The sequence below is a fragment of the Cohnella endophytica genome (genome assembly GCF_003628305.1).
GTDB lineage: Bacteria > Bacillota > Bacilli > Paenibacillales > Paenibacillaceae > Cohnella > Cohnella endophytica.
This window is the reverse complement of the sequence record NZ_RBZM01000006.1, coordinates 188128-200135: the sequence shown is the minus strand read 5'-3', so window position 1 is coordinate 200135 and position 12008 is coordinate 188128. Positions and strand designations below refer to the sequence as shown.

The following is a 12008-nucleotide window of genomic DNA, read 5'->3' as shown; positions in this document are numbered from 1 at the left end:
ACCAACGGCCATCGTTACTTCGTTAAACGTTATTTAGTTGCTTTCCACGCATCGATCTGAGCTTGCATTTCCGCCATGATTTTCTCGAGTCCGGCTTTCTTGAGCTTAACGTTCATCTTCGGAAGGATGACATCCGGATCGGCGATACCCGTGATCAAACCGGAGTAGAACTCGTCGACGACGGATGCCGTCTGAGCCAGTTCGCTCTTCACGTTCGTCGGATCGAACGAGAACCCTAGCAGCTTGGAAGGAATAGCGGCCGCATTTTTGTCGGGACCCGCAGGGAACCATTTCGGTTGCGTCGGGCTCGTGCGATAGGAGTTGAACATGTTGCCGTATTCCCATCCCGAATCGACCCAGTATCCCGCGTTATCGATTTTCTTGATCAGATCGTCTTCGACCTTCGTATAGTGCGTGCCTTCGATACCGTAGCTCATAAGATTGAACAGCTTAGCATCGGAGTAGAGCAGGTTATAAAACATCATCGCACGCGCAGGATCTTTGGAAGTTCGGGAGATCGCGGTCATCGTCGCGATAATCGAGCCCGTGCTCATGAACGGCTTGGAGAATTCCACTGCCGCCACGTTCGCCGCGTCTCCGCCGCCGAATCTCTGCGCTTGGTTCGCTGCCGAATCGGGATTGATGACCGTAAACGTGGAGGAAACGTATTTACCCGCCAGCTCATCGGAATTCGTATCCTTCAACGTTGCCGCATCCTTGCGAATAATGCCTTTGGTGTACCAGTCGCGCATCGTTTTCAAGAAGCCTTTGAATTCATCGGTTTCATACAGATTTACGACTTTGGAGGAATCGTCGTCGATACGAACGACGCCGGGATTTTTCATCGCGAAATATTCCAAGCCGAGCGTAGTGCCGTAGTTGCCCATCACATCCGTGTCGCCCTTCAGGCTGAACGCGTATTTATCCGGCTCGCCTTGCTTGACTTTCTCGAAGAACGGCGTCAAGTCATCCAGCTTCTTGAATTGATCGGCCGTGAATCCGTATTTGTCCAAGTACGATTTATTCATTAACAACCCAGGCGTTCTGGCAAGTACTTGCGTATTGATGATGGCGTACAGCTTGCCTTTCACTTTGGCCGCGTCCCATGCGGAAGGAGGTACTTGCTTAAGAATGTCGGGACCGTATTGCGGCAGCAAGTCCGTAATATCCAGGAACGCGCCTTTGTTGACGTTCTGCAAATAATCGTTCGTCCAGTTCGAGGTGAAGATCAAGTCGGCCTTCTCTCCGGAAGCGGCGATCGCTTGCATTTTCTGATCGTAGGTGCCCCAATCGACCAGTTGAATGTTCAACGTAGCGTTGATCTTCTCTTTCGTGATTTTGCTCATTTCGTCTTGTACGAGCTTAGCGTCAGGGAACACGCTTTGCGGCAAATACCAGGTAATCTCGTAAGGATCAAGCGCCGGCGCCGACTCGCTTGCCGGGGCGCTACTCTCCGCTGCGCTGCTTGCAGGAGCGCTGCTCTCCGCAGGAGTCGATCCCGCGTTGTTATCTTTGTTGCCGCAACCGCTAAGCATGAAGCTAATGGACATTACGCTAGCCAATATTGCCGTCGATAGTTTGTACCCTTTTGTTTTCATTCGCTAATCCCCCTAGTAGAGTAGTCGTGCTTCTATTATCATCCGGTTCCGGATCCGGATTGATAAACCCATAAGATAAGCCTTACCCTTTAACCGCTCCTACCGTCAAGCCCTTGATCAAATATTTCTGGAAGAAAGGGAAGGCGAACAGCATCGGCCCCGCCGCTAATATCGCGATCGCCATGCGCGAGGATTCCGCCGGAATCTCGCTGAGATCGATGCTGATGCCCGCTTGAACGCTTTTCGTTAGAAATTCTATGTTAGACATGATCCTCTGCAAATAATATTGCAACGGAATCAGTCTCTCATCTTGAATGTAGAGCATGGCCAGCCACCAATCGTTCCAGTAGGCCAGGGCGTAGAACAAGCCCACGGTGGCCAGCGCCGGTTTGGAAAGCGGAATGATGATCCTCAGGAACGTATTCAATTCCGAAGATCCGTCTATTTTCGCGGACTCCACGATCTCGAAGGGAAGGCTGTCCATGAAGCCTTTCATCAGCATCGTAAACCAAGCGCTGACGCCGTACGGAAGGATCAAAGCCCAAATCGTATTCTGAATGTGCAGGACATTGGTAGCGATAATGTAAGAAGGAACGAGTCCCGCGTTGAAGAGCAGGGTGAAGAAGACGAAAAACGTCGTGATCTTGCTATACCTGTAATCCTTGCGCGTCATGACGTAAGCAACGGAGGAGGTCAGAACCAAGCTTAGCACGGTACCTATGGCCGTCACCGTTACCGTAATGAAATAAGATTGCAGAAGCGCCTTTGGCGTCTGGAATAAATAAGAATACGCTTTGAAGGTAATGCGCTCGGGGATCAATTTGTAACCGTATCTGGCGATATCTCCGTCATAGGACAAAGACACGGACACTACGTATAACAAAGGAATGATGATCAGAATCGATACCAGGATGAAAAATAAGACGATGACCGGGTTATTTTTTCGTTCTCTCGCGACTGCTTTTTGCAATGATGCTCACCTCTTTAGAATATCGCGTTATCTTTGTTGAACCTGCGGACGATGAGATTCGTCGAGAATACGAGCACTAAACCGACGACCGCTTGGTACAAGCTGGCTGCGGAAGCCATTCCCAAATCCCCTACGACGCGCAGAGATCGGAAGACGTAAGTATCGACGACGTCCGTAGTCGAGTAGAGCATGCCCGCATCCCTCGGGATGAAGTAGAATAATCCGAAATCCGAATAGAAAATCCGGCCTACGTTAAGGATGACCAGCAGCGTAATCAAAGGGGCGATCAGCGGAATCGAAATTTTTCGGATTTGCTGGAACCGGGTAGCTCCGTCGATCGAAGCGGCTTCGTAGTAACTGGCATCGATCGAGATTAATCCGGTAAAAAAGATAATCGCCGTGTAACCTACGTTTTTCCACAAATAAGTCAGGGTCAGAATGATCGGCCAATATTTCGGCTCGCTGTACCAATCCACGGCGGTCAGGTGGAACTGTTCCATCACCTTATTGATGACCCCGAACGATGGATTAAGCAAAATGTAGCTGACGAATCCCACGACTACCCACGACAGAAAGTAGGGGAAGAACAAGATCGTTTGAAAAATTTTGACGAGCCCTCTGCCGAGCTCCGCCAGCAGCAGTCCGATTATGATCGAGAAAAAAATACCGATCGCGATGAAAGTGCCGTTCAACAAGAGCGTGTTCCGCGTAATCCTAAACGCATCTTGCGAGTTAAAGAAAAATTCGAAATTTTTGAAGCCTACCCAATCGCTGCCCCATATTCCCTTGGCGTAATTGATGTCCTTAAACGCGATGATGATGCCGTACATAGGCATGTAGTAAAAGACGAATACGACGATTAGGGCCGGCAAGCTAATGAAGAAGAGGCTTTTCGCTTTCAGAAAATGCTTCCACTCGTTTCTTATCGCCTTCATAACAGCCAAGATCTCAGCTCCTCCTTCTGCAATTGCCAACATGTGTTGTTCGTGGCTCAAGCATACCGGGCGGGGAGGACGATTGAATACTGCTCATTTTTGCGGCATTAAAAATGCACTGTAAAATATCGAAATCGAGAAATAAACACTGTAAAATTATCAAAACGGACGAAAAAAAGGGCCGTCGAATGCCGTTCGACGGTCCTTTCTTCGTAAAATCATCTTGTTTGCCTCGCCATGTACTCTCTAGGCGTCATTCCGAATTTCGCCTTGAATAGCTTGTAAAAATAGCTTTCGTTCTCCACTCCAACTCTGCGCATAATTTCCTGAATGCTTAATTTGGAGTTTTCCATCCATTCCACCGCTTTGTTTAACCGATACTGGTTGATGTATTCCGGAATCGACATTCCGAAATACTCCTTGGCGATTTTGCTCAATTTGTACGGCGACAGTCGCAACATCTCCGATAGTACGGTCGCCCCGAGCGAGGAGTCGAAATAGTTGGACTCGATGATCTCCTGAATCGTATCGACGACGACTAAGTTACCCTTCGCGCCGTATTCTTGCCCTTCGCTGCTGATCGAGCTCACGATGTCCGACAGTTGCCTCTTGAATTCCTCGATCGTCTCCTCTTCGTACAATTGCCTATCCATCCGCTTGTTATGAATCGTAATCGGTTCCTTGCGCATCTGGTTCAATTCCTGTACGGCCTTCTTCAGATGGTGCACGATTTGCATGTTCACAAGCCGAATCTCGCCGTATTCCAATTTGCCGACGCGTTGGATCAACCCGTTAAGTCGCTCATCCGCTTTCGCCTTATCCCCTCTTCTGACGGAATCGATAAACTTGCTTTCCGCCTCCAGCACCTGCTCGAGCTCGGCTCCTCTTTGCTCCGCGATGCGCGCCGGCGTAATGATCGATTGCCTCCCGAATACGAACCGATAAGAGCTATTGGCGAACGTTTCGTTGTATTGTTCCGTAATTTCCTTATAAGAATGGACCTTTTGGCCGATCGCGACGGTGAACGATAATTGGTAATGCTTCTGGATATAAGCCTGCGCTTCTTGGAGCAAGCCGACCAGGCTTTCCTCCTCTTCCGGCCGATCGCCGACATTCAGCAACAGCGTGAAGGAATCGTCCTTCATATCCACGGCTTGGGCAACGAAACTCTTGGAGAGCAGCTCCGTCGTCACGTTGGAGACGGCGAACCGGAGCAGTTCCCTCTCCGCCATGCTCTTGCTCTGCAAGAAGCGCTCGTATTCGTCGATTCGCAGTACTCCGATAAGGAAGGGCTTGTTCTTGTCCAATTCCGTATTCAAGCCGAGGACGATTTCTTGGAACTCGTCCTCGTTCAGGCTATGACTGTTAAGCAGAAGTTTCCTTAGAAAATAAAGCTTCATGATCGCCGTATTGTTCGTGGCTTCCCGATCGTACTCGTACAGTCGCTCTCTCGACCTCTGATATACCTCGGTCAAGTAGGAGAATTCGTCGCGTTTGCCGGACCTCGGACTATCGTTAGCCGGCAAACCCGAAGAGGTTTGCTCCATCAATTTCCTGACGGGGCTATAGATTCCTCGGGAGACGGAAACGGTGATGAGGATCGCTCCCGCGAATATCGCGATCGTAATGAGCACGATCGTATCCAGCAACTGCTTCAAGTTCGCATACGCGACGTTATACGGCTTCGCTTCCAGCAGCGTCCACCCCGTATTGTCCAGATGGATATACGAAACCGTGTATTTCTCTCCGTCCTTGCTTTTGATGAAATAGCCTGATTTGTCGGTTCCGGTCTTCGCGATCGATTGTTCGTAGCTTTCCTCCAAGGACCGGGCAAACGGCTTATCGGAAATAGAATGCGTCGGATCCGTTTCTATGAACCGGTTTTCGTCATCCAAAATATAGAGCTCGCTATGCGTGCTCGTATCGACTTGATTGATCGTCCGGATGTTGTCAACGAGCCAGTCCAGCTTGATGTTCAGAATGATCGCGCCGTCCATGTTGTTCTCGTTGTCCGTCGTCTCGTACATTACGTAGGTCAAGACGGAATCGGATTCCGATTTGGAACGGTCTTCCGGCTCCATTCGTCTGACGATCGCTTTAAGAGAAGGAATCGTTTTGTAGGCTTTAAGCGTTCGAACTAGCTCGTCGTCTTTATGGTAAAGGTCGCCGTAAGTGGAATAATAGATTTTCTTGTGGTTGTTGTAGATATAGATCGATTTAATGAACGGATTGTTCCCGACGATCGTGGCATTCAGCTTGTTGATGACGTTCAAATGCTCGTAAGTTTCCTCGTCGTTTAAGTACATAAGCGCTTTCACGTCGTTGTTGCTGTAAGTGGACAGCGTAAGATTGCGGATCATCGCGTTCAAATAATCGATGTTGAATTTCATTTGCGTTAATACCTTCTGGCTGTTCTTGTATTCGCTCTTGAACACGTTCCGTTCGACGTTAAAGTAAATGAGGGCGGAAAAGGAAGAGACGATGAGCAAAATAATGAACGTAATCCAAAGGAATATCCGCAAAAAATATTTTTTCGCCAGAACCGTGCGCAAGAGGTTCATCGGTTATCCCACCCTAGATCGTAATGATATGCTTTACCTCGGCAATGGAGCTGCCCTCGTGGATTTCCGCCTTGCATAATTGGCCCCATACCGATAAGCGATCTTTGTTTTCCACGAGATTCATCAGCTGAATGGCCGCTTTCCTGCCCATCTCGTAGAAAGGCTGATCGACTCCGGTAATGTCGAGCTTGAGTTTGCGGTTCAAATTCAAAGGGTCGTAAGTAACCAAGGAAACGTCTTGCGGAACGCCGAGGCCAAGCCGGTCGAGCGCGACGAGGGCCGCTTCGGCGATCTGGTCGTTCGCGGCGAAGATTGCCGTGCACGGATGCTCTTTTATTTTCTCGGCAACGCGGGAGACGAAATCGTCGAATTCTTCCTCGAAGTTCTCGTGCTCCGTCGGAATGAGCACATCCAGTTCGGGAGCGAGCTCGATACCCGAATCGAGATAAGCTTGCTTCGCCCCGAGTAACCGCTCGTTCATGGTGCTCAAATTCGAGTTGCGAATGAACAGTACCCGCCGATGTCCCCGCTCGATCAGCTTCTTGGTCAATCGGTAAGCCCCCGAGCCATTATCGCTGGCTACGAAGGGAATATCGCTACCGTTCAGATATCGATCGAGGAATACGACCTTAATTCCGCTGTTCTTCAACAGCTCGTATAATCGTTCGTTCCTTTGCGGATCCTTCTTGTCCAGAATCGGGCTCAGGATAACGCCGTCCACCCTCTTGGCGACCGCTCCTTTAACCAACGTCTCCAGCTTATCCAGACTTCTATCGTCGCTATAGCTGATCAAGTGAAAGCCGTGCCGCTGCAGCACGTCTTCGATCCCCCTAAGCGCCGTCCCCCATAAGGGATTGTCTATCCCGATAACGGAAGCCGCCACAAGTCCCGAACCGCTCTGCGACAAAGGAGAGATGACTCCATTCTCGATGAAGGTCCCCCTTCGGCTGTCTCGCTTAAGCAGCCCTTCCGCGCACAATTCCTTGATCGCTTTCTCCACCGTGTTCACGCTAGATTGATAGGCTTGAGCAAAATCGCGACTGGAAGGTAGCTTCGCTTCTCCAACCCACTCGCCTTCCAACACTCTTTTCTTGATATCGTCCTTGATCTTCGTATACGGATAACTCGACATATTATCCCTTTCTTTCCGAGAAACCTGAATAACTAGAATATATTATAGTTGTATCAACTGTGTCAATTTAATCCAGTTTTTTTGATACAGGTCGGTTTCCCTCTGTTCGTGACAATTGAGAGTAATTCCGTGCAGGAAGTCACTTTCGGCGGGAATTAATCGGTTTGGACGAGTAACTCGGTTCGGGGGAGCCACTTTCGGCGGGAATTAGTCGGTCTGGACGAGTAACTCCGTGCAGGAAGTCACTTTCGGCGGGAATTAGTCGGTTTGGGAGAGTAACTCCGTGTGGGGGAGTCACTTTCGGCGGGAGTTAGTCGGTTTGGGAGAGTAACTCGGTTCATGGGAGCCACTTTCGGCGGGAATTAGTCGGTTTGGGAGAGTAACTTCGTGTAGGGGAGTCACTTTCGGCGGGAATTAGTCGGTTTGGGAGAGCAACTCCATGTAGGGGAGTCACTTTCGGAGGGAGTTAGTCGGTTTGGGAGAGTAACTCGGTTCAGGGGAGCCACTTTCGGCGGGATTAGTCGGTTTGGGAGAGTAACTCGGTTCAGGGGAGCCACTTTCAGCGGGAATTAGTCGGTTTGGACGAGTAACTCGGTTCGGGGCAGTCACTTTCGGCGGGAGTTAGTCGGTTTGGGAGAGTATTTCCGAGAAGGTGGCACGAGCAAAAAAAACCCGCAAGCGCGAAGGTTCGCTGCTTGCAGGTCTTGCATATTTAACTCTATTACAACCGAATCTCGCGACCCAGCTCTGCCGACTCGTAGATCGCGCTTAGAATCTTGATCATATTGACGCCTTGGTCCGGCGTGATCGTCGGAGTCTCGTTACCAAGCACGCACTCGACGAAGTGTTGAATGTTCGCGGTATGCTGCGGAATCGCCGATGCGCTGAATTGCGGCTTCTGGTCGATCAACACGCCTTCGTTCTCCGTAAACAAGCTCAGCTTGTCGTTCACGAGGCTGAAGCCGCCTTCGGTTCCTCTCCACTCCAGGAACTTTTTCTCTTCCTCGATGTTGGATGCCCAACTGAACTCGATCTGCAGCGATGCGCCGTTATCGAAACGAATGAAACCGGCAGCCAAATCTTCCACGTCGAACGTTCCCGCCGGAATGTTGCCGGAAGCGTCCGGACGATCGGCGAACTTGCGGTAAGTCGAGCCCGACACCGTAACCGGCTTCGGATTTCCGCTAAGCCACATGGCCATGTCGATCATGTGTACGCCAAGGTCGATCAGCGGACCTCCACCCGACAGTTCCTTCGTCGTGAACCAGCCGCCGCGTCCCGGAATGCCCCGACGACGGATCCAACCGCAGCGTCCCATGTACAGGTCGCCAAGATCGCCCTTCTCGATGATCTTCTTCGCGAATTTCGCTTCCTCGGAGAAGCGGTTGTTCCGCATCGTCATGAGTAGCTTGCCCGAATCGCGCGCAATGTCAGCCATTTTCTGAGCTTCGATCGGATTAACCGCATCCGGCTTCTCGCAGAAAACGTGCTTGCCCTTTTGCAACGCCGCGATCGCGATTTCCGAGTGGTACAGGTTCGGCGTGCTGATGCCGACGATGTCGATCGACGGGTCCGCGATCAGCTCGCGGTAGTCGTCATACACCTTTGCGTCTGGGAAATCTTTCGCCGCCGCTTCGGCCGATGCCTTGAATGCGTCGCAGAACGCGACGATTTCCACTTCCTTATGCGACAACCAACCGGGCAAATGGGCGAATTTGAAAATTCCGCCCGTGCCGATAACTCCTACTTTAAGCGTCATTATGCGTTCCCCTTAATCGTCTCGAGCGGCTGCGCGTTCCCGTAACGAGGATATTCGCGATCGACGGGAGCGGCCCATTTCACGGCGTTGCTGATTACTTTGCGAACTTGCGGGTTGTAATAGGTCGGATACGTCTCGTGGCCCGGACGGAAGTAGAAGATTTTGCCCATGCCCCGCGTATAACAGCAGCCACTGCGGAAGACTTCTCCGCCTTCGAACCAGCTCACCATGACGAGTTCGTCCGGTTGCGGAATATCGAAATGCTCTCCGTACATCTCTTCCTGCGGAAGCTCGATGTATTCGCCGATGCCGTCCGCGATCGGATGGCCCGGATTCACTACCCAGATACGCTCCTTCTCGTCCGCCTCGCGCCATTTCAGATCGCAAGACGTTCCCATGAGCTTCTTGAATATTTTCGAAAAATGACCCGAGTGAAGCACGATCAGCCCCATGCCTTTCAGCACGCGCTGGCGTACCCGCTCCACGATGTCATCTTGAACTTCGTCATGCGCCATATGTCCCCACCAGACGAGAACGTCGGTGTCGTTCAGAACCTCGTCGGATAAACCGTGCTCCGGATCGTCCAATGTCGCTATCCGAACGTTACCCGTAACGTCCAGCCCTTCGGCGATTGCGGTATGCATACCTTGCGGATAGACGGAAGCGACTTTCTCGTTCGTTTTCTCGTGGCGGTGTTCGTTCCAAATCGTTACGTTAATCGATCGGCTCATTGTTGACTCTCCCTTAGGTTATTTTCCTCCTTCATTGTAGTGGACGCGCGTTCTCCAGGCGATTACCAATTCGATCGAATAATTACGGTATTCTGTCGTGACCTATTCGGAAATGAACGTTTATGCTACGATATCGTTACGCGATCCTGTCGCTCACCTTACCGAATAGGAGCTTTAATATGTTTCCAGAGATGCGCTATGAGCACGTCGTCTACCAGAATCCTTTTCTCGCGATGCGGATCTGGCAGATCGATTCCGATAACCTTGATCCCGAAGATATTCGCCGCAGAAAAGAACAGGACTGGCAGCAGAAACGTTATTCCGAATGGCATTACCACCCGGAAATCGAGTTCCTTCACATTCTCAAAGGCGAGCTTACGGTATTCTGCCGCGAGGAGCGGATCGTGTTGCGCGAAGGGGGCATCGGGTTATTCGGATCGTCCGAGCCGCACTTGACGATGCAGACGAAAGACGGTCATCTGAGCTATCTCGTCTTCCAGATCGATCTTCGCAAATATTGGGACCTCAGCACTTTAAATAGCATGCAGCATTTCTCCGAGGTCATCCGTCCTCTTAGTTCCTTGAACTATATTTTCGAAAATAACGAACAAGCCCGCCGTCAAACCTCTGCTCTCATGAATGAAATCTACCAAGAGATGAACGACGCCCGGATCGGTTACGAGCTCGCCGTCTCCTCCAGAATCAAGAATATTCTGCTCTTGTTGCTGCGTAACGACGATCGGATGCAGCTCAATTACAACGACAATCGCCTCCTGGGCCGCCTTCAGCCCGCGGTAGACTACGTCGAGGACAACCTGAGCGAGAAGCTTTCCGTGTCCGAAGTGAGCGCCATCGTCAATATGAGCTATACGCATTTCATCAAGACGTTCAAGAAAGCCGTAGGCATGTCTTTCACCGACTTCGTCGTCTACAAGCGAATCAAGAAAGCCGAGCAACTGCTCCTCACGAGCGACGTCAGCATCGCGGACGTCGCCGACGCGGTCGGCATCTCCAACATCGGGCACTTCTACGATATGTTCCGCCGTTACAACGAATGCTCTCCGAAGCAGTTCAAAGATCGGCTCAGGGAACCCGCGGGACAGCTGTAGCTCGCTCAAGCCGCCATTCCTCCAACGCAAAACAAGGCCGTCCCCTAGGTCATAGACCTTGGGGACGGCCTTGTTTACGTTGCGTTAGTTCGCTTCTTAATAAACCGCTTTCCATTCCGCGATATTGGAAGCATCGAATTTGAACGGATCGCCAAGCATAACTTGGGTGCCGTCGCCGTCCGCGATGACTTCTTTCTCGCCTAGCGTGCCCGCAGTCACTTTATCGCCGACTTTTCCGGTAACCGTGCCATTCACGAGCGCGTCCGCCACATAACCGGACAGGTAACCGACGTCAAGCGGATTCCACAGATACATCCAAGGGCATACGCCGCTTTCGATATACTCCGCCATCTCGCTCGGCAAGCCGAGACCGGTAAGCTGAACTTTGCCTTTCAAGCCTTTATCCGTCAACACTTTGCCGGCAGCCGCGATACCGACCGTTGTCGGAGCGATGATGCCTTTCAGGTTCGGGTACGATTTCAATAGCGCTTCGGTTTCGGATACGCTCTTGTCGCGCAAATCGTCGCCATATGCCACTTTAACCAATTTCACGTTCGCGTATTTCGGATCTTCGAGTTCTTTTTTCATCCACTCGATCCATAGGTTCTGGTTCGTCGCTTGGGAAGTCGCGCTCAAGATCGCGATCTCTCCGGAGCCGCCGATCATCTCGACCACGCCTTGGATCAACGTTCGGCCGATACGCTCGGGATCCGCTTGGTTAATGTGCACGAGACGACTTGCCGCGTTAACCGCGGAATCCAGGGAAATGACTTTAATGCCGGCTTTCATGGCTTTCTCCAATGCCGGTTGAAGCGCGTCCGGATCGTTGGCGACGATCGCGAGAGCGTCGACTTTCTGGGAGATCAGCTCTTCGATCATCGAGATTTGAGCTTCGGCCGTCGGTTGATCCGGCGCCTTCAGGATCGCTTCGTATCCGAGCTCTTCAACCGCTTTCTTGTAGCCTTCCATTTCTTTTTCGCCGTACGGGTTACCGGTATTTTTGAAAATAATAGCGAATTTCTTCTTCGCGCCGGAATCTCCGGACGGAGAAGCGGCATTGCTGGCTTGCGGACTTGCGGATGACCCCTTGTTGCCGTTGTTATTATTGTTGCCGCAGGCTGCGACGATCGTCATCAGCATGACGACGGTAAGGCAGGTTACGAGAAACTTTTTCACTTTCTTTTCCTCCCTTTTTTGGCTCTCATCTTTTATA

The 12008-nt window shown here is 51.1% G+C and carries 9 protein-coding genes; 1 reads left to right on the top strand and 8 read right to left on the bottom strand.

Translation table 11 applies throughout. From position 1 onward, the window contains the following. Nucleotides 1-29 precede the first annotated feature (29 nt). The 7 genes from D7Z26_RS14770 to D7Z26_RS14740 form a co-directional block, all read right to left on the bottom strand. Complete coding sequence (locus tag D7Z26_RS14770) at nt 30-1598, bottom strand: DUF3502 domain-containing protein (protein ID WP_120977745.1); 1569 nt, start codon at nt 1596-1598, stop codon at nt 30-32. Between the two features lie 82 nt (nt 1599-1680). After that, on the bottom strand, nt 1681-2568 hold the full coding sequence (locus tag D7Z26_RS14765) for a carbohydrate ABC transporter permease (RefSeq protein ID WP_120977744.1): 888 nt from the start codon (nt 2566-2568) through the stop codon (nt 1681-1683). A gap of 14 nt (nt 2569-2582) precedes the next feature. Beyond that, nucleotides 2583-3503 (bottom strand): ABC transporter permease, encoded by a 921-nt coding sequence (locus D7Z26_RS14760; RefSeq protein ID WP_120977977.1) that lies wholly within the window; start codon nt 3501-3503, stop codon nt 2583-2585. A gap of 218 nt (nt 3504-3721) precedes the next feature. Continuing rightward, the gene (locus D7Z26_RS14755; protein ID WP_120977743.1) at nt 3722-6064 is read right to left on the bottom strand and encodes a helix-turn-helix domain-containing protein; all 2343 of its coding nucleotides are present in this window, start codon (nt 6062-6064) and stop codon (nt 3722-3724) included. 13 nt (nt 6065-6077) lie between these two features. Continuing rightward, nucleotides 6078-7196 (bottom strand): GntR family transcriptional regulator, encoded by a 1119-nt coding sequence (locus D7Z26_RS14750; RefSeq protein WP_120977742.1) that lies wholly within the window; start codon nt 7194-7196, stop codon nt 6078-6080. 721 nt (nt 7197-7917) lie between these two features. After that, entirely contained in the window at nt 7918-8955 is a 1038-nt protein-coding gene (locus tag D7Z26_RS14745; RefSeq protein ID WP_233566923.1) for a Gfo/Idh/MocA family protein, read from the bottom strand. Beyond that, a complete protein-coding gene (locus tag D7Z26_RS14740; protein ID WP_120977740.1) occupies nt 8955-9686 on the bottom strand; it encodes a ThuA domain-containing protein in 732 nt (243 codons plus the stop codon). Before D7Z26_RS14740 ends, D7Z26_RS14745 begins: the two co-directional genes overlap by 1 nt. A gap of 179 nt (nt 9687-9865) precedes the next feature. Here D7Z26_RS14740 and D7Z26_RS14735 point away from each other — a divergent pair, with 179 nt between their 5' ends. Next, nucleotides 9866-10795, top strand: coding sequence for an AraC family transcriptional regulator (locus D7Z26_RS14735; RefSeq protein WP_158602326.1), 930 nt, complete (start codon nt 9866-9868; stop codon nt 10793-10795). A 96-nt stretch (nt 10796-10891) separates the two neighbouring features. On the opposite strand, the gene rhaS is transcribed toward D7Z26_RS14735, so the two are convergent. Further along, nucleotides 10892-11971 carry a rhamnose ABC transporter substrate-binding protein gene (gene rhaS / locus D7Z26_RS14730; protein ID WP_120977738.1) on the bottom strand — a complete coding sequence of 360 codons (1080 nt, stop codon included), beginning with the start codon at nt 11969-11971 and terminating at the stop codon, nt 10892-10894. Nucleotides 11972-12008 lie beyond the last annotated feature (37 nt).

Bases quoted from the DNA above. Each gene is read 5' to 3' on its own strand.
- D7Z26_RS14735 (WP_158602326.1), top strand. From the start codon at position 9,866: ATGTTTCCAGAGATGCGCTATGAGCACGTCGTCTACCAGAATCCTTTT.
- D7Z26_RS14740 (WP_120977740.1), bottom strand. From the start codon at position 9,686: ATGAGCCGATCGATTAACGTAACGATTTGGAACGAACACCGCCACGAG.
- D7Z26_RS14770 (WP_120977745.1), bottom strand. From the start codon at position 1,598: ATGAAAACAAAAGGGTACAAACTATCGACGGCAATATTGGCTAGCGTA.
- D7Z26_RS14750 (WP_120977742.1), bottom strand. From the start codon at position 7,196: ATGTCGAGTTATCCGTATACGAAGATCAAGGACGATATCAAGAAAAGA.
- D7Z26_RS14745 (WP_233566923.1), bottom strand. From the start codon at position 8,955: ATGACGCTTAAAGTAGGAGTTATCGGCACGGGCGGAATTTTCAAATTC.
- D7Z26_RS14755 (WP_120977743.1), bottom strand. From the start codon at position 6,064: ATGAACCTCTTGCGCACGGTTCTGGCGAAAAAATATTTTTTGCGGATA.
- D7Z26_RS14760 (WP_120977977.1), bottom strand. From the start codon at position 3,503: ATGAAGGCGATAAGAAACGAGTGGAAGCATTTTCTGAAAGCGAAAAGC.